Source organism: Mesorhizobium bavaricum (assembly GCF_056781655.1).
In genome coordinates, this window is the sequence record NZ_CM165566.1 from 1727672 (window position 1) to 1744320 (window position 16649).

Here is a 16649-nt window from a genome sequence, read left to right on the forward strand (position 1 = left end):
TAGCATTCGCATCATGGATCGAGGCACGGCTCAAACGGCGCGCAGAACGTCAGACCCTGACCAGGTCCAGACCGGCAGGTGATGCCGCGCGGGGAGGAAGGCCAATGCAGAAACTGCAATCGCAGGGTGTCCATCACATCACGCTGGTCGGCGCCGGGCGCCAGACCTCGATCGATTTCTGGGAAGGCGTGCTCGGCATGCCGTTCATCTTCGAACAGCCCAATCTCGACAAGCCCAGGGAAAGCCACCTCTATTTCGATCCGGGCGACGGCCGGCTGATCACCATCTTCACCGACGAGAGCCGCACGCCGGAGAAGCGACGCACGCCGACCGATCCGGGTTGCGTCCATCACATCGCCTTTTCGGTGTCGCGCGTCACCTTCCTGCAGGCGGTTGCCCGGCTCGACGAGCGCGGCATCAAGCACAGCGGCGTCAAGGATCGCGGCTTCATGGATTCGATCTATTTCGAGGATACGCTCGGCCTGCTGATCGAGCTCGCCTCCTACCGCTTCGAGCCGCCGGCGGGCTTCACCCATGCCGACGTGCTGATGGAAGCGCACAGGCTGCGTGTCGCGCGCGGCGACTACAATATTGCCGAAGTGCATCTCGCCGATGCGATCCAGGCGCTGGTAGAGCGTTCCCGCGCAACCTTGTCGGATGACCGGGCACCGAAGAACCCATACTGAACAAAACCAGAGGGAGGAACAAATGGCCAAGACAGCGACGAAGAGCCTGAAGAAACCCGCGGCCAAGGCAGCCGCCAAGCCGGCGGCGAAAGCGGCGGCAAAGCCGGCGGCCAAGGCAGCGGCCAAGCCCGCTGCGAAGGCCAAGGCGAAGCCGGGGAAGAAACCCGGCGTGAAGCTCAGCATGCTGAAGCCGAGCGTCAACAACATGACCGTTCGCGTGTTCGCGCGCGCGGCCGGGCTGGGTGCCGACGAGACCGATGCCTGGGGCCACACCCGTTCGCCGGAATTCACGGCGCGAAACCCCTCGCATTTGACGCCAATGATCGAGGACAAGGGCCTTCCCAGAGGCGTGTTGTGGGAGAGTTGCGCCATCATGCAATACCTCGCCAACAAACACGGGCTGGAGAAATTCTACCCTAAAGCGCCGGCCAAGCGGGCGATGATCGATAGTGCCATGTTCTACCTGGTCGGTACGCTCTACCCCTATGTGGCGCGCGCCACCTATCCGTTCCTCGGCTTTCCGCAATATGCCGGCGAGGTCGGCCACAGCGACGCCCACCCAGACAAGAAGTCCGAAGCCCAGAAGGCCGCGATGGCCGCGATCGCCGAGCCGCTGGATGTCTTCCACAGCTTTTTCAGGGACGGCAAGCCGTTCATCGGCGGCAAGAGCCCGTCGATCGCCGACATCCGCCTGGCGGCGACACTCGAGTTCCTGGCGGTCATCGACTATCCACTGCCCAAATGGGCCAAGGAATATATGGCGGCGATCGAGAAGGCGCTCGGCAAGGCCTATAGCGAGCCGGCCGGCGACGTGCGCGGCTACATCGCCCATGTGAAGTCGCAGGCCCAAGCCTGAGGTTAAGGGGACCTGAGGTTAAGGATTCGTTAACCAAAGCCCTGTCTACTGCCGATAATTCACCCCCCCGACCACGGATGTACTGGCGCCGAGGTGGAAGGAAAGGTCGGCGCAATGCCGGCCTTTTTGCTTTCGCACGTTATCGCCGGACACGATCGAGCAGGGATAAGGCCACGCAAGCCTCGTCGGGCGTCGCTTTTTTGGCGTCAACTTTTGCCGAGAGATATTGTCATTGCCGGCGTTGGCCCTACCATCCATTTCGGCAGTCCGGCATGGATTGCCGGTCAGGAGTGAGACGAGGGCTGGCGATGAAAAGCGTTGCGAGGCAGGTTGCGATTGCGGGCGTGATGCTGGCGGGCGCTGTTCATCCTTCCAATGCCGCTGAACTCAACACAATGAGCGATGTCGGCGCCGCGATCCAGGCGTGCTGGACGCCACCGGCGGATGCCGGGACTGCCAGCGTTACCTTGAGCTTCAGCTTCAAGCGGGACGGCACGCTGATCGGCCCGCCGAGGCCGACAGCCATCAAGGTCAACGGCGACGCCAATGCGAAAAAGTCATTTGTCGATGCCGCAACAACGGCCCTGCAGAATTGCTTGCCCCTGACCTTCTCACCGAAGCTGGCGCAAGGGGTCGCCGGCAACGTGTTCACGTTGCAATTCGCTTCCCCCAAGTAAGCCAACAAGCACCTCAGGGGTGGTGCTCGCGGCCCGTGGCGGCTCAGTGATGATTGCGCCTTGCCTCGGCATGCCGGGCCAGGTCAGGCGTCTCGAAGACGTAGTCGTTCCAGGCCGATTCCGGGACATGGCCGGCCAGATAGCATTCCAGCAACAGCCTTTGCTCGGCGTTGAGAGGCCTTGGCGCGCGCTCGTGATCCAGCCCCAGCGAGTGAAACAGGTTTCTTGTCAGGTCCGAGACCGTGAAGTGGATCGACATCTGCGTTCTCCTTTGGCCATCAACGCTGAAGGTCGGGCAAAGGTTTCAAAGGCAGCGGGCGGTAACGACGGATTCCGCCCCATCGCGCTGCGGACCCTCGGCGATCGTCGGCCTTGCCGGATTGTTTGGGAACTCAGCCTGAAGGTGCGCGTGGTTGGCCCAGCCTTCTTCCCGGGCAACTGACCGCTGGCCCTTGGCGATTGGCGGAAGGCTGGTTGCAGGGGCTGTCCCGATCTGGCTGGAACATTAGCCTGGTCTGGAACAGAGGGGCGCTCACGGCGTTGTGATCGACATCAGGCAGGAGAAACGCCATGGCCACGTTCAGGGAAATGCGGGTGCTGGAGATCGTCGAAGACGGCTCCCTGACCACCGAACAGAAAATCGCTGAACTGCGCGAGATTGAATCCGAGGCGCGTGGGCTGCAGCGGGCTGCCTCGGAGAGCTCGATGGGCGACGAAGACGGCTGGCAGGACGATTTGCGCCAGGTGCGTTTTGCCCTCGACAAGCTCGGTGCGAAGGAGCCCAAAAAGGGCGCCGCCTCGCTCTGAACACAGAGCTTGCTGACAGGCATTTGCCGATCAATCTGCTATTCGCAGACCATGCGGGCTCTCTTGCCGGGCTCGCTGACGTTTCTGCACGTCAGCAGCTTCGCCGGTTCAGTCGAGGAAGGCGGTGTCGAGACCCTCGTCCGGTGCCGCCTTGGCGCGGCATGGCTCACGACCCTGCGCTCGGAAAACCGCTGTGGCGGCTGCGGCGCTACCGGAAAGGCACCTTCTTCAACCTGCCCGTATTCGACATGTGGTGGCGGCCGGTCCCAGATGCGCCGGACATCGAGTGGCCTCGGGATGATGACTGTGCCGTCATAGCTGCGTGAACAGCCGCCGCCGAAAAGCAGCGCCAGCCCCATGAAAAAAGGCAAAATCCGTCCAAGCATCCGCAATATCCCTTGGGACTTATATAGCGGCTTCGATCCCGCCGGCAACCCGGCGGAATAGCGCTGGCCGTGTCGGCCGATATATCTAACCGATCGTTAAGGTTAGCGGATCGTTAATGCTTCTCGGGCACATTCCGCCGACGGACCGCGAAGGAGGGTTCGGCCTTGGTTTCGGGGTGGGGATGGCATGGCGGAATCGGACGACACAATCGGCGCGCGCGGCAAGCGCGGGCCTCGCAAATCGGTAGCGCATGGCGACGATGGCTTGTCGTCCGTTGCGGACATGGGTTCGAGTGACACGCTTCGCCAACTGGTTGAAGCCGGTTCGGACTGGGTCTGGGAAACCGACGCCGAGTTGCGCTTCTCCTGGCTTTCGCAGAACTACCAGGCTGCCACCGGCATCGACCCGGCTGCTGTGCTTGGCCGGTTCCGCTTCGACTTCCTCAATCAGGACCTGAACGGTGACCGCAGCGGTGCCGCGCATCTGGCGGATCTGCAGGCGCAGCGGCCGTTTCGCGATGTCGTCCATAAACTGAAAGGTGGCCGCGCCGATTGCCGCTGGATCCTGACATCAGGCTTTCCAAGGTTCGATGGCGAGGGAAGATTTGCCGGTTATCGCGGCATTGGCCGCAACGTCACAGCGCTGGCCGCCGCCTTCGGGACCCTGGAGCAGAGACCGCCGACGGACGGCGAACCCGCCGAGCATCTTACCGATCTCGAGCGGACGATGGACGCCATGCACATGGGCGTCGTGCTGCTGGATGCGAGGCTCGACACGCTGATCGTCAACAAGGCCTATCGCGACCTCTCCAGGATTCCGGAAGGTGCCGTGACCGTCGGCGCTCCGTTCAGCCTGTTGATGGAACTCAACCGCCGCAATGGCATCTATGGCGATATCGACGAACGGCAATGGCAGCGCTACCTCGCCACCCGCATGGAGGAGATCCGCGCCGGCTCGGTGGCGCCACGCGAGTTTCTCCACGCTGACGGCAGAACCATGATGTTCTCGGTCACCGCACTGTCCGGTGGCAAGCGCCTGCTGACCTACTACGACATCACCGAGCTGAAGCTTCGCGACGCCGAAGTCGAGAACGCCAATGCCAGGACCACCGAGACCTTCGCCAACCTTCGTACGATGGTCGACCAGATGCCGATCGGTGTCCTCGTCCTTGATGCCGATTTGCGCGCTGAAGTCATCAATCGTGCGTTCTACGATTTCTGGCAGATCGACGCCCGGCGGGCCGAGATCGGCTGCAGCTTCCGTGAGCTGATGGACGCCAGCCGCGACGTCGACCCATTTGGTTCCGACGACGCGACATGGCAGCGGCATATCACCGATCGCGAGGCGGAAATCAGGGCCGGCACATGCGGATCACGGCAGTTCCCGCGCAATGACGGCCGCACGCTGATCTCGTCGATGGCGCCGCTCGCCGGCGGCAAGCGGCTGATCTCCTATGTCGACGTCACCGACATGAAGGATCGCGAGGCCGAACTTGCCGACGCGCTGGAGAAAGCGCGGCTGGCGGAAGCGGTGATCAACGCCGTCAAGGATCCGATCTTCGTCAAGGACGATCATTTGCGGTTTGTGTTCGTCAACGAGGCGTTCGCTGCCTTGTTTGGCCAGACGCAGCAAGCCATGCTTGGCAAGCCCGGCGGCGATTTCCTGTCAGGGCGCGACGTCGCGCTTTTCGAACAGAGCGAACGGGACGTGCTTGCCACCGGGCGCGCTTACGAGGTGGAAGAAAATTTCGAGGCCGATGGCGCCAGCCGCTCGCGCATCGTCAGGAAGAGCCGCGTTGGCATGCCAAGCGGCCGCAACTACGTCGCCGGTTTCCTGTTCGACATTTCCGACATGAAGCGCCGCGAGACCGAGGCCGAGGATGCTCGCAAGCATCTCGCCAGCGTGCTGGAATCCTTGCCGGCGGCCGTGATCATCTACGATCGCGACGACAAGTTCGTTTTCGCCAACCGCAAGATCCAGGATACGCTGCCGGCTTTGAAGCCGGCATGGCAGCCCGGCTGCACACTCCGCGAAGCGCTCATTCTCGGCCATTCGAACGGCTATTTCCGCTCAAGCGGCGACCCGCAAGTCGACAAGCTCTACGACGACGACGCCGCCCGCTGGCTGGACGCGATCCTCGCCCGCTATCGCTTGCCGAGTTCCTCGTTCGAGCGCCTCAATCCCGACGGGCGCTGGTATCAGGTCTACGACATGCGGACCGACGATGGCACGTTCATCGGCGTTCGCGTCGACATCTCCGAGATCAAGAGCCGCGAAAAGGCGCTGCGCGACAGCATGCGCCAGATCGATCTGTTCCGGCACGTGCTGGATGAGTTGCCGGTGGCCGCCTTCATCAAGGCGCAGGACCTGAGCATAGAGTTCGTCAACAAGGCCTGGTGCGCGATAACCGGCCTCGCCAAGGAAGACGTCATCGGCCGAACCGACCGCCAGCTGTTCGGTGCGCAGGACGCCGATAGCTACAGCCATGACGACACCGAAGTCGCCGTGAGAGGCACAGTCAAGGAGGTCGAGGAACCCGTCACCCATCGCGACGGCACGGTTCGGCAATTGATGACGCGCAAGAGCCGCCTGGTAGCGCTGGACGGATCGGTGCACCTGGTCGGTTCGAGCACCGACATCACCGACGTCAAGGCGCGCGAGCGCGCGTTGGAGGAGAGCATGCGCGAGAACGAGGTGTTCCGCAGCCTGATCGACAACGTGCCGGTGTCGATCTACGCCAAGCGCTCCGACCTCAGGCAGTTCTACGTCAACAAGGGCTGGTGCGATCTGACCGGCTTCGCCAAGGAAGAGGCGATCGGCAAGACCGACATCGAGATCTTCGGGCCGGACGGCCAGGCCTTTGTCGACAGCGACCTTGCGGTGCTGCGCACCGGTGAAACCCAGGAGGTCGAAGAGACGGTGACGGCAGCCGACGGCAGCGTCAGGCATCAGTTTGCCCGCAAGGGGGCGATGATCGCCTCCGACGGTTCGCTCTACCTGATCGGATCGACCACCGACATCACCGAGCTGAAGACGCGCGAGGCCGAGCTGCGCGAGGCGCGGCAGCGCGCCGTACTCGCCGACCGCGCCAAGTCGGAATTCCTCGCCAATATGAGCCACGAGATCCGCACGCCGATGAACGGCGTGCTCGGCATGGCCGAACTGCTGGCCAAATCGGACCTCGATCCGAAACAGAAGACGTTTACCGACATCATCGTCAAATCGGGCAACGCGCTGCTCACCATCATCAACGACATCCTGGATTTCTCCAAGATCGACGCCGGCCAGCTGGTGCTCGATCCGGCGCCCTTCAACCTTGCCGAGGCGATCGAGGATGTGGCGACGCTGGTGTCGACACGCGCCAAGGAAAAGGACCTCGAGCTCATCGTGCGCATCGAGCCTCGTCTCGAGAGCCTGTTCGTCGGCGATGTCGGCCGCATCAGACAGATCGTCACCAACCTGCTCGGCAATGCCGTGAAATTCACCGATGAAGGCCACGTGCTGGTCGACGTTACCGGCGAAAGGGTTCCAACCGGGACAAAACTGACGATCTCGGTCACCGATACCGGCATAGGTATCCCCGAGGAAAAGCTAAAACTGGTGTTCGAAAAATTCAGCCAGGTCGACACCTCGTCGACGAGGCGGCACGAGGGAACCGGCCTCGGCCTTGCCATCACGTCGCGGCTCGTCGAACTGATGGGCGGCGACATCGGTGTCGAGAGCGCCGAGGGCAAGGGCTCGACCTTCTGGTTCTCGGTCACGCTGCCGAGGGCCGGACAGCAGAACGGGCAACGCATCATGCCTGTCGACGTGACCGGCGCACGCGTGCTGATCGTCGACGACAATGCCGTCAACCGGGCCATCCTGACGGAGCAGATGACATCGTGGACGTTCGATTCCTGCGCAGCCGAAAGCGGTGCCGAGGGTCTCAAGGTGTTGATCGCCGCCGCCGCCTATGGCGTGCCGGTCGACTGCGTCGTGCTCGACTACCAGATGCCGGGCATGAGCGGCGCCGAAATGGCGCGGATCGTGCGCAACACCGCCGGCCTTGTTGGCACGCCGATCATCATGCTGACCTCGGTCGACCAGTCGCTCGCCAACACCAGCTATCGCGATCTCGGCATCGACGCCCAGTTGATCAAGCCGGCGCGGTCATCGGTGCTGCTGGAGACGCTGGTCGCCACCATCCAGCGGCATCGCCACAACACGACCGACACCCAGCCGCCGGCAGCCGGGATCCCTCCACGCAGCGTCGCGCGGCCACAGCAGTCGACACCGTCGGAACAAAGGGCGCTGCTGCAGCCGCCCTCGGTGCGCCCCCGGCCACCCGCGACGGGCGGCGGCGACAGGCTGGATATCCTGGTCGCCGAGGACAATGAGGTGAACCAGATGGTCTTCACCCAGATTCTCGGCGAGACCGGGTATGGTTTCGAGATCGTCGGCAATGGCCGCAAGGCGCTCGACGCCTTCGGCCGGCTCAACCCGTGCATGATCCTGATGGACGTCTCGATGCCGGAGATGAACGGGCTCGAAGCCACCGCCGCCATTCGCCGGCTGGAGGAAGAAACCGGCACGCATGTGCCGATCGTCGGCGTCACCGCGCATGCGCTGAAGGGCGATCGCGAACGCTGCCTGGAGGCCGGCATGGATGACTATCTGCCCAAGCCGATCAGCCCCAGGGCCCTTCTCGAGAAGGTCGAACGCTGGGTCGGTGTCAGCCGCCAGGCTCAGCGCAACGCCGGCTAAAGGCCGGCGTCGCCCCCTAAAGCGCGTCGCATTTGAACGGATCCAGGCGATGCGCGCTTCAGATCTTTGTTTGCGCACGTCGTTCTTCCCATGACCGGGGCCAGTTCGGGCGACATGCATTGGCCGCGTTGTGGTAGATTCGGCGGAGATTCGCTTTGCGCGCCGACGCAAGACTATGGCGCGATCGCACCATATCAAAGGCGGCGTCCAGCCGAGACAATGGCCACATCGAATTCCGCTCCTCCAGTTACGGGCGGGAGCAGCGACCGCCGGCATGAGACAGCGTCAACCTACCCCAACGGACCTGTTTTCGGCGATGGCCCGGCCACAACATGTGGTCGAGAGCAACGCGCTCCCGTCCGGATTTTCTTTGCCGACCGGCGATCGCGAAACCGCAGACCGGTCTCGAGTTGAAACGGTGCAAGTGCCTGATTCCGGCGCAAAGCCGGGCTCCGTCGCGAATGCCGGCCGGCCGGCATTTTCCCCACTCCGATGACGCGTTACCGGGGTGACATCAAACTGTCATGCGACTGTAATAATCGAAGGCTATTGGCCTCAGCGGGCGCCGAGAGGAATGGCGCCGAGAGACCATCTTCCGAACAGGAGCAGGCCACATGAGACATTTCATCCGCTCGGCGGCCGTTGCTATTGCAATGGCTACGGCGTCCACCTTCACCCTTTCCGCGGCGATGGCAGCTGATCTTTCCGGCGCCGGCTCGACCTTCATCTATCCGGTGTTCGCCAAGTGGGCCGACACCTACAAGAAAGACACCGGCGTCGGCCTCAACTACCAGTCGATCGGTTCGGGCGGCGGCATCAAGCAGGTCATCGCCAAGACTGTCACCTTCGGCGCCACCGACAAGCCGATGTCCGACGCAGACCTGGAAAAGAACGGCCTCGTGCAGTTCCCGATGGTGATGGGCGGCATCGTGCCGATCGTCAACCTGACCGGCGTCAAGCCGGGCGAACTCATCCTTGACGGCAAGACGATCGCGCAGATCTACCTCGGCGCCATCACCACCTGGGACGATGCCGCGATCAAGGCGCTGAACCCGACTCTGACCCTGCCGTCGACGGCAATCGCCGTCGTCCACCGTTCGGACGGCTCGGGCACGACCTTCAACTTCACCAACTATCTGGTCAAGCTGTCGCCCGACTGGAAGGACAAGATCGGTTCGGACACGGCGGTCGAATGGCCGGTCGGCGTCGGCGCCAAGGGCAGCGAAGGCGTTGCCAACACCGTCAAGCAGACCGACGGCGGCATCGGCTACGTCGAGTATGCCTACGCCAAGCAGAACAACCTGTCCTACTCGAAGATGCTGAATGCCGCCGGCAAGGTCGTCGAGCCGTCGCTCGAATCCTTCGGCTCGGCTGCTTCGAATGCCGACTTCAAGGGCGCGAAGAACTTCAACGTCATCATCACCAACGAGCCCGGCGACGCCACCTGGCCGATCGCTGCTTCGACCTGGGTGCTGATCCACAAGACCCCCGACGACGCCGCAGCGACCGGCGAAGCGCTGAAGTTCTTTGCCTGGGCCTACAAGGACGGCAAGGAAACCGCCAAGGCGCTCGACTACGTCTCGATCCCCGACAGCGTCGTCGACCTGATCAAGGCCTCGTGGAAGGCCGACATCCAGACCGACGGCAAGCCCATCTACGTCGGCGAATAATATCCCCTTGAGGGAGCGCCGCGCCGCGGCGCTCCTTTTCCCTCCACTCAAAGAGCCGAGCTTCACATGAGCGCTGTCCAGGAAGCCTTGCCAGCCATTCGAGGTTCGCGCGACGCGACTGTCAGGCGGTTCGCGCTGACCGACGCGATCTTCCACGGCATGACCCGGGGCGCCGCCATACTGGTGCTGGTCCTGCTCGGCGGCGTTGCGATCTCGCTGTTTGCCGGCTCCTGGCAGGCCCTGTCGACGTTTGGCTTCTCGTTCCTGACCAGCGAGAGCTGGAATCCAGTGACGGAGAAATTCGGCGCACTGGCGCCGATCTATGGCACCATCATCACATCCGCCATCGCCATCCTGATTGCCGTGCCGCTCGGCATCGGCATCGCCATCTTTCTCACCGAACTTTGCCCGCGCCCGCTGCGGCGCCCGATCGGCATGGCGGTGGAGCTGCTCGCCGGCATCCCCTCGATCATCTACGGCATCTGGGGCCTGTTCGTGCTGGCGCCCTTCCTGCAGACGACCGTGCAGCCATTCATCATCGGTACGTTCCACGGCATTCCCGGTCTTAACAGCCTGTTTGCCGGTCCGCCCTATGGCATTGGCCTGCTGACGTCGTCGCTGATCCTTGCCATCATGGTGCTGCCTTTCATCACCTCGATCACCAAGGACGTCTTCGACACGGTGCCGCCGGTGCTGAAAGAGTCCGCCTACGGCATTGGCTGCACGACCTGGGAAGTGACCCGCCGCGTGGTCATTCCCTATACAAGGATCGGCATCATGGGCGGCGTCATGCTCGGCCTCGGCCGCGCGCTCGGCGAAACCATGGCGGTGACCTTCGTCATCGGCAACGCGCACCGCATCAGTTCCTCGTTGTTCGCGCCGGCGACGACGATTTCCGCCACCATCGCCAACGAATTCACCGAAGCCGTCGGCGACCTCTACACCTCCTCTCTGGTGGCGCTCGGCCTGATCCTGTTCGTCATCACCTTCCTGATCCTCGCCATCGCACGCTACATGCTGATGCGCATTGACGCCCGCACGGGAGCCTGACCGATGTCGACAGCCACATCGCTTCACCAGAGCCGCAAGCGGAAGAATGCCGTGATGATGACGCTCTGCGTCGCCGCCGCGGGCATCGGACTTGCCTGGCTGGCGCTGATCCTCGGCGCACTGGTCTACAAGGGTACTGCCGGCCTGTCCTTCGACGTGTTCACGCAGATGACGCCGCCGCCCGGTGACGCCGGCGGCCTGCTCAACGCCATCTATGGCAGCGTGGTGATGACCATCATCGCCGTCATCGTCGGCACGCCGATCGGCGTGCTGGCCGGTACCTACATGGCCGAATACGGCCGCTTCTCGAAGCTCACCACCGTGGTGCGCTTCATCAACGACATCCTGTTGTCGGCGCCATCAATCATCATCGGCCTGTTCGTCTACGAACTGATGGTCCGGCCGATGGGGCATTTCTCGGCGATCGCCGGCGCCGTCGCGCTTGCCATCCTGGTCATCCCGGTCGTCGTGCGCACCACCGAGGACATGCTCAACCTCGTGCCGAACGCGCTGCGCGAAGCCGGCACTGCGATCGGTGCGCCGCGCTGGGTGGTTATCAAGTCGGTCGCCTACCGCGCTGCCCTGTCCGGCATCGTCACCGGCATATTGCTGTCGATCGCCCGTATCTCGGGCGAGACGGCGCCGTTGCTCTTCACGGCGCTCAACAACCAGTTCTGGTCGAGCAATCTCAACGCGCCAATGGCCAGCCTGCCTGTGACCATCTTCCAGTTCGCTCTCAGCCCTTACGAGGAATGGCAGCAACTGGCCTGGACCGGCGCACTCATCATCACATTGACGGTTCTCGCGCTCAGCATCTTTGCGCGCAGCCTGACAGGACGCAGAGAGGACAAATGAGCCAGATGTTGTCTCCAGACATGACGATCGCCGCCGAGGCAACCGCCAGCAAGGCCAAGATCGAGGTCAAGAACCTCAACTTCTACTACGGCCAGAGCAAGGCGCTGAAGGACATCACGCTGTCGTTGCCCGAGCGCAGCGTCACCGCCTTCATCGGTCCTTCGGGCTGCGGGAAGTCGACGCTGCTGCGCGTCTTCAACCGCATCTACGAACTCTATCCCAAGCAGACCGCCGAGGGTCAGGTGCTGCTCGACGGCCAGAACGTTCTGGACCGCTCGCAGGACCTCAACCTTTTGCGGACCAAGATCGGCATGGTGTTTCAGAAGCCGACGCCGTTCCCGATGTCGATCTATGAAAACATCGCCTTCGGCGTCAGGCTCTATGAGAAGCTCAGCAAGTCGGAGATGGACGGCCGCGTCGAGCAGGCGCTGAAGCGTGCGGCTCTGTGGACCGAGGTCAAGGACAAGCTCAACGCCAGCGGCCTCAGCCTCTCCGGTGGCCAGCAGCAGCGGCTCTGCATCGCCCGAACCGTGGCGGTGAAGCCGGAAGTCATCTTGCTCGACGAGCCGGCCTCGGCGCTTGACCCGCTGTCGACCGCCAAGATCGAAGAACTGATCGACGAGTTGCAAGCCGACTACACGATCGTCATCGTCACCCACAACATGCAGCAGGCGGCGCGCGTGTCGAAGCAGACTGCCTTCATGTATCTGGGCGAACTGGTCGAGTTCGACCGCACCGAGAAGATCTTCACGTCGCCCCGCGAGAAGCGCACGCAGGACTACATCACCGGCCGCTTCGGCTGAGCTCAGGCATACGAGGGACAGGATCATGGGCGAACACACAGTCGCTTCTTTCGACGAGGATCTCGGACAGATCAGCAGGCTCATCAGTGACATGGGCGATCTCGCCGGCTCGATGGTCGGTGGTGCCACCAAGGCGCTGCTGAATTCCGACAACGCGCTGGCACAGCGCGTTGTTTCAGACGACGCGATCATGGACGCGCGCCAGCGCGAGCTCGATGACCGCGCCATCACGCTGATCGCCAAGCGGCAGCCGATGGCCGACGATCTGCGCCATGTCGTCGGTTCGATCCGCATGGCCGGCGATCTCGAACGCATTGGCGACCTTGCCAAGAACATCGCCAAGCGCGTCGGCACCGTCGGCCTCAGCGTCACGCCGCGCGACCTGTCGCATTCCATTGACGGAATGGCGCAGCTGGTGCTGATCCAGGTGCAGGGTGTCATCGAGGAATATGCGGCGCGCGACGCCGCGGCCCTGGCGAAACTGCGCGCAGACGACGAGCGCATCGACGTCAAATACACCTCCGTGTTCCGCGAACTCCTGACCTACATGATGGAAGACCCGCGCAACATCACCGCCTGCACGCATCTTCTGTTCTGCGCCAAGAACCTCGAGCGGATCGGCGATCACGTCACCAACATCGCGGAGAATGCGTATTATGTTCTGACCGGTACGCAGTTGCCCGCCAATCGTCCGAAGCAGGACGAGACGACAATGTCCGCGCCGGCGGCATGATGACAGGGGTGACCAGTCGATGATCGCGCCACGCATCATGGTGGTGGAGGACGAAGAGCCGCTGGGCGTGCTGCTCCGCTACAATCTGGAGTCCGAGGGTTACCAGGTCGAGGTGGTGACGCGCGGCGACGAGGCCGAAATCCGGCTGCAGGAGAACGTCCCCGACCTTCTGGTGCTCGACTGGATGGTGCCGGCGGTTTCCGGCATCGAACTCTGCCGCCGGCTAAGAATGCGTCCCGAGACCGAGCGGCTGCCGATCATCATGCTGACCGCGCGCGGCGAGGAAAGCGATCGTGTGCGCGGCCTCTCGACCGGCGCCGACGATTATCTGGTCAAGCCGTTCTCGACCCCCGAATTCATGGCCAGGGTCAAGGCGCTGCTGCGCCGCGCCAAGCCGGAAGTGCTGTCCAGCGTGCTCAAGGTCGGCGACATCGTGCTCGATCGTGAATCGCACCGGGTCTATCGCAAGAAGAGCGAGATCCGGCTCGGACCAACCGAGTTCCGCCTGCTCGAGTTCATGATGCGTCATCCCGGTCGGGTGTTTTCGCGCAGCCAGCTGCTAGACAATGTCTGGGGCGAGACGATCTACATCGACGAGCGCACGGTGGACGTGCATGTCGGCCGGCTGCGCAAGGCGGTCAACAATGGCCGCATGCCCGACGTCATCCGTACCATTCGTGGGGCGGGATACGCGATCAGGGAAGATTGACTCCCGTCTGATTCACGCGACGTTCTTGCCGACGATGCCGGATCTTGTGTGAGTGCCAAGCGCGAAAATTTCCTGGTCGACGAAGGTCAGTGCGCGCATGGCGCAGCCTTCGCGGATCAGTGGCAGTTCGTTCGGCTCGGTGTCGAAGGAAATCGATTTCGAGTGCTGGCCGCCTGCGGTCTGGGCAATCGCCTCGCGCAATGCCGGCTCGATCAGGTCGAAGGCCGCGGCGCTGACACCGACCATGGCGACCGGCGCCGGATCGATCAGCGCGAAGAGGCTGCCGAGACCGTAGCCGAGCGCTTCGCCGGCCTTGCGATAGGCCTCGCGCTCGGGTCCATCGCTTTCGCGGGCCGCGGTCGCCAGGGCGCGCATATCGGCGTCGCTGACATCGGCGACTGGTTCTGCGTCCTCACTCATCTGCCTTGCGTTGCGCCAGATGGCGTAGTTGCCGGCATAGGCCTCGACGCAGCCGCGCCGGCCGCAGCGGCACAGCGCGCCGTTCGGCCGATGGATCATGTGGCCGAACTCGCCGCCCGATGAATGGGTACCGGTGAACAGTTCGCCCTTCAGCACCAGGCCCATGCCGATGCCGTGCGACAAAAGGATGGCGATGAAGTCGTCGCGGTAGCGATCAGGGTCGCGCCAGCGCAGCGCCACCGCCATCATGTTGCAGTCGTTCTCCATGGTGGCGGGAATGCCGAACTCGTCCTCGAGTATGTCGGCGAAGGCGATATCGGTGTGCGGCGTGATCGGCGACCACAACATGGCGCGGGCACGCGTGTCGGTGATGCCCTGGATCGCCAGCGCGATGCGGGCGACATTGCGGACGTCGAGATCGGGATCTTCGAGGCGGCGCCGCACGATGGCGACGCATTCGCCGACCAGCGCGTCGCGCGACATGGTCAGCGTGTCGAGCCGGCGCTGTTCCTCGGCGATCACTTGGCCGGCATAGTCGATGACGGCGACGGAGAGGAAGTTCAGCGACAGCACCACGGTCATCACTGCCGCTGCTTCCGGATTGAGGCTGAGGCCGACCTGCGGCCGGCCGCGTTTGAGCGAGCCGGCCTCGCTCGGCTTGCTCTCGGCCAAGATGCCTTCGCCGATCAGGTCGGAGGAGATCGCCGATATGGTCGAGTGGCTGAGGCCTGTGGTCGCGGCGATCTCGGTGCGTGACGGCTGTCCGGCGCGACGCACGGCCGCAATCACCATCGCCCGGTTGCGACGGCGCAGATCGTCGTGGCGGATTCCGACCGACATGTTTTTTCACATCCTCCCGGTCGCTGCAGCCTTTCGTGCCCCCCGAAGGCTGTCAGCGGAGCCTGAAGCGCGAAGCACCTCAGGCCTTGTTTCCGCGCATGTCGCCCAAAACCGCTGCGCACTTTTGGGCGACATGCGCCGATCAAATTCTGGCAGAAGCCTGCCATCCTGTCATTATTTATTCCGGGGCTCGAAAAAAATTCAGAGAGACATCAAAATCCATCAGAATCGATGTTGACAGCGTTCGGCTGTTGGATCAGTATTTTTTCGAGGCTCGAAAAAATAGAGCTTCTGTGCCGGCCTACGGGTCAGTTTGGTCGCGCCATACGCGGCGCAGGGAGGATAATATGAAAAGATTCACAGCCGCCATCCTGGCGGGTGTCGCCATGTCGCTGACGCTCGTGTCGGTCGCGCAGGCGAAGGACAAGGTCATCGGCGTGTCGTGGTCCAACTTCCAGGAAGAGCGCTGGAAGACCGACGAGGCCGCCATGAAGACGGCGATCGAGGCCGCCGGCGACAAGTACATCTCCGCAGACGCACAGTCCAATCCCGGCAAGCAGCTCACCGATGTCGAGAGCCTAATCTCGCAGGGCGCCAATTCGCTGATCATCCTGGCGCAGGATGCCTCGGCCATCGGCCCGGCGGTGCAGAAGGCGCTGGACGAAGGCATTCCGGTCGTCGGCTATGACCGGCTGATCGAGAACAAGGACGTCTTCTATCTGACCTTCGACAACAAGGAAGTCGGCCGCATGCAGGCCCGCGAAGTGTTCAAGGCCAAGCCGGAAGGCAACTACGTCTTCATCAAGGGCTCGGGTGCCGACCCGAATGCCGACTTCCTGTTCTCGGGCTCGATGGAAGTGCTCAAGGAGGCCATCGACAGCGGCAAGATCAAGAATGTCGGTGAGGCCTATACGGACGGCTGGCTGCCTGCCAACGCCCAGAAGAACATGGAGCAGTTCCTAACCGCCAACGACAACAAGGTCGACGCGGTGGTCGCGGCCAATGACGGCACCGCCGGCGGCGTCGTCGCGGCGCTGACGGCGCAAGGCCTGGCCGGCACCGTGCCGGTCTCGGGCCAGGACGGCGACCACGCCGCGCTGAACCGCATCGCGCTCGGCACGCAGACCGTGTCGGTGTGGAAGGACGCGCGCGAACTCGGCAAGAATGCCGCCGAGATCGCCTCGCAGCTGGCCGACGGCAAGAAGACGGGCGACATCGCCGGCGCCAAGGACTTCACGACGCCGGGCGGCAACACCGTCAAGTCGCTGTTCCTGACCCCGGTTGCCATCACCAAGGACAATCTCAACGTCGTCATCGACGCTGGCTGGATCAAGAAGGACGAAGTCTGCGCGGGTGTTGCCGCCGGCACCGTCGCGGCCTGCAACTAATAGCGGCCGAACCTGCTCGATA

Annotated in this window: 15 protein-coding genes; 12 read left to right on the top strand and 3 right to left on the bottom strand. The window is 63.2% G+C overall.

Features of this window, described 5'->3' with window-relative positions:
- Positions 1 to 104: 104 nt before the first annotated feature.
- The 3 genes from AC1RZR_RS08475 to AC1RZR_RS08485 all read left to right on the top strand — a co-directional run bounded on the left by AC1RZR_RS08475 (position 105) and on the right by AC1RZR_RS08485 (position 2219).
- The gene (locus AC1RZR_RS08475; protein ID WP_481828221.1) at positions 105 to 686 is read left to right on the top strand and encodes a VOC family protein; all 582 of its coding nucleotides are present in this window, start codon (positions 105 to 107) and stop codon (positions 684 to 686) included.
- A gap of 22 nt (positions 687 to 708) precedes the next feature.
- Complete coding sequence (locus AC1RZR_RS08480; RefSeq protein ID WP_481828222.1) at positions 709 to 1542, top strand: glutathione S-transferase family protein; 834 nt, start codon at positions 709 to 711, stop codon at positions 1540 to 1542.
- Positions 1543 to 1850: 308 nt separating this feature from the next.
- Positions 1851 to 2219 carry a UCP034077 family protein gene (locus AC1RZR_RS08485; RefSeq protein WP_481828223.1) on the top strand — a complete coding sequence of 123 codons (369 nt, stop codon included), beginning with the start codon at positions 1851 to 1853 and terminating at the stop codon, positions 2217 to 2219.
- Positions 2220 to 2262: 43 nt separating this feature from the next.
- On the opposite strand, the gene AC1RZR_RS08490 is transcribed toward AC1RZR_RS08485, so the two are convergent.
- Positions 2263 to 2478, bottom strand: a complete 216-nt coding sequence (locus AC1RZR_RS08490) for a hypothetical protein (protein ID WP_477269390.1) — start codon at positions 2476 to 2478, stop codon at positions 2263 to 2265.
- Between the two features lie 311 nt (positions 2479 to 2789).
- Between AC1RZR_RS08490 and AC1RZR_RS08495 the strand changes: the two genes are divergently transcribed.
- Entirely contained in the window at positions 2790 to 3026 is a 237-nt protein-coding gene (locus AC1RZR_RS08495) for a hypothetical protein (RefSeq protein ID WP_379095644.1), read from the top strand.
- 38 nt (positions 3027 to 3064) lie between these two features.
- Here the strand turns inward: AC1RZR_RS08495 and AC1RZR_RS08500 are convergent, their stop codons facing one another.
- Positions 3065 to 3412, bottom strand: coding sequence for a hypothetical protein (locus AC1RZR_RS08500; protein WP_481828224.1), 348 nt, complete (start codon positions 3410 to 3412; stop codon positions 3065 to 3067).
- Positions 3413 to 3599: 187 nt separating this feature from the next.
- Here AC1RZR_RS08500 and AC1RZR_RS08505 point away from each other — a divergent pair, with 187 nt between their 5' ends.
- From AC1RZR_RS08505 to phoB, 7 genes are all read left to right on the top strand, one after another.
- The gene (locus tag AC1RZR_RS08505) at positions 3600 to 8159 is read left to right on the top strand and encodes a PAS domain-containing protein (RefSeq protein ID WP_481828225.1); all 4560 of its coding nucleotides are present in this window, start codon (positions 3600 to 3602) and stop codon (positions 8157 to 8159) included.
- A gap of 614 nt (positions 8160 to 8773) precedes the next feature.
- Positions 8774 to 9829: a phosphate ABC transporter substrate-binding protein PstS gene (gene pstS / locus AC1RZR_RS08510; RefSeq protein ID WP_481828226.1), complete on the top strand. Its 1056-nt coding sequence runs from the start codon at positions 8774 to 8776 to the stop codon at positions 9827 to 9829.
- A 66-nt stretch (positions 9830 to 9895) separates the two neighbouring features.
- Complete coding sequence (pstC, locus tag AC1RZR_RS08515; RefSeq protein WP_481828227.1) at positions 9896 to 10879, top strand: phosphate ABC transporter permease subunit PstC; 984 nt, start codon at positions 9896 to 9898, stop codon at positions 10877 to 10879.
- A 3-nt stretch (positions 10880 to 10882) separates the two neighbouring features.
- Positions 10883 to 11734, top strand: coding sequence for a phosphate ABC transporter permease PstA (gene pstA / locus AC1RZR_RS08520; protein ID WP_379105225.1), 852 nt, complete (start codon positions 10883 to 10885; stop codon positions 11732 to 11734).
- Complete coding sequence (gene pstB / locus AC1RZR_RS08525; RefSeq protein ID WP_379105227.1) at positions 11731 to 12537, top strand: phosphate ABC transporter ATP-binding protein PstB; 807 nt, start codon at positions 11731 to 11733, stop codon at positions 12535 to 12537. Before pstA ends, pstB begins: the two co-directional genes overlap by 4 nt.
- A 25-nt stretch (positions 12538 to 12562) precedes the next feature.
- On the top strand, positions 12563 to 13270 hold the full coding sequence (gene phoU, locus AC1RZR_RS08530; protein WP_481828228.1) for a phosphate signaling complex protein PhoU: 708 nt from the start codon (positions 12563 to 12565) through the stop codon (positions 13268 to 13270).
- 19 nt (positions 13271 to 13289) lie between these two features.
- The gene (gene phoB / locus AC1RZR_RS08535; protein WP_010911896.1) at positions 13290 to 13979 is read left to right on the top strand and encodes a phosphate regulon transcriptional regulator PhoB; all 690 of its coding nucleotides are present in this window, start codon (positions 13290 to 13292) and stop codon (positions 13977 to 13979) included.
- 12 nt (positions 13980 to 13991) lie between these two features.
- Here the strand turns inward: phoB and AC1RZR_RS08540 are convergent, their stop codons facing one another.
- Positions 13992 to 15239, bottom strand: coding sequence for an ROK family protein (locus AC1RZR_RS08540; RefSeq protein WP_477269401.1), 1248 nt, complete (start codon positions 15237 to 15239; stop codon positions 13992 to 13994).
- Positions 15240 to 15586: 347 nt separating this feature from the next.
- Between AC1RZR_RS08540 and xylF the strand changes: the two genes are divergently transcribed.
- The gene (gene xylF, locus AC1RZR_RS08545; RefSeq protein WP_477269403.1) at positions 15587 to 16627 is read left to right on the top strand and encodes a D-xylose ABC transporter substrate-binding protein; all 1041 of its coding nucleotides are present in this window, start codon (positions 15587 to 15589) and stop codon (positions 16625 to 16627) included.
- Positions 16628 to 16649 lie beyond the last annotated feature (22 nt).

What these genes read in the sequence shown, in the direction of transcription:
- AC1RZR_RS08475 (WP_481828221.1), top strand. Translation starts at nt 105, where the DNA reads ATGCAGAAACTGCAATCGCAGGGTGTCCATCACATCACGCTGGTCGGC.
- AC1RZR_RS08480 (WP_481828222.1), top strand. Translation starts at nt 709, where the DNA reads ATGGCCAAGACAGCGACGAAGAGCCTGAAGAAACCCGCGGCCAAGGCA.
- AC1RZR_RS08485 (WP_481828223.1), top strand. Translation starts at nt 1,851, where the DNA reads ATGAAAAGCGTTGCGAGGCAGGTTGCGATTGCGGGCGTGATGCTGGCG.
- AC1RZR_RS08490 (WP_477269390.1), bottom strand. Translation starts at nt 2,478, where the DNA reads ATGTCGATCCACTTCACGGTCTCGGACCTGACAAGAAACCTGTTTCAC.
- AC1RZR_RS08495 (WP_379095644.1), top strand. Translation starts at nt 2,790, where the DNA reads ATGGCCACGTTCAGGGAAATGCGGGTGCTGGAGATCGTCGAAGACGGC.
- AC1RZR_RS08500 (WP_481828224.1), bottom strand. Translation starts at nt 3,412, where the DNA reads ATGCTTGGACGGATTTTGCCTTTTTTCATGGGGCTGGCGCTGCTTTTC.
- AC1RZR_RS08505 (WP_481828225.1), top strand. Translation starts at nt 3,600, where the DNA reads ATGGCGGAATCGGACGACACAATCGGCGCGCGCGGCAAGCGCGGGCCT.
- pstS (WP_481828226.1), top strand. Translation starts at nt 8,774, where the DNA reads ATGAGACATTTCATCCGCTCGGCGGCCGTTGCTATTGCAATGGCTACG.
- pstC (WP_481828227.1), top strand. Translation starts at nt 9,896, where the DNA reads ATGAGCGCTGTCCAGGAAGCCTTGCCAGCCATTCGAGGTTCGCGCGAC.
- pstA (WP_379105225.1), top strand. Translation starts at nt 10,883, where the DNA reads ATGTCGACAGCCACATCGCTTCACCAGAGCCGCAAGCGGAAGAATGCC.
- pstB (WP_379105227.1), top strand. Translation starts at nt 11,731, where the DNA reads ATGAGCCAGATGTTGTCTCCAGACATGACGATCGCCGCCGAGGCAACC.
- phoU (WP_481828228.1), top strand. Translation starts at nt 12,563, where the DNA reads ATGGGCGAACACACAGTCGCTTCTTTCGACGAGGATCTCGGACAGATC.
- phoB (WP_010911896.1), top strand. Translation starts at nt 13,290, where the DNA reads ATGATCGCGCCACGCATCATGGTGGTGGAGGACGAAGAGCCGCTGGGC.
- AC1RZR_RS08540 (WP_477269401.1), bottom strand. Translation starts at nt 15,239, where the DNA reads ATGTCGGTCGGAATCCGCCACGACGATCTGCGCCGTCGCAACCGGGCG.
- xylF (WP_477269403.1), top strand. Translation starts at nt 15,587, where the DNA reads ATGAAAAGATTCACAGCCGCCATCCTGGCGGGTGTCGCCATGTCGCTG.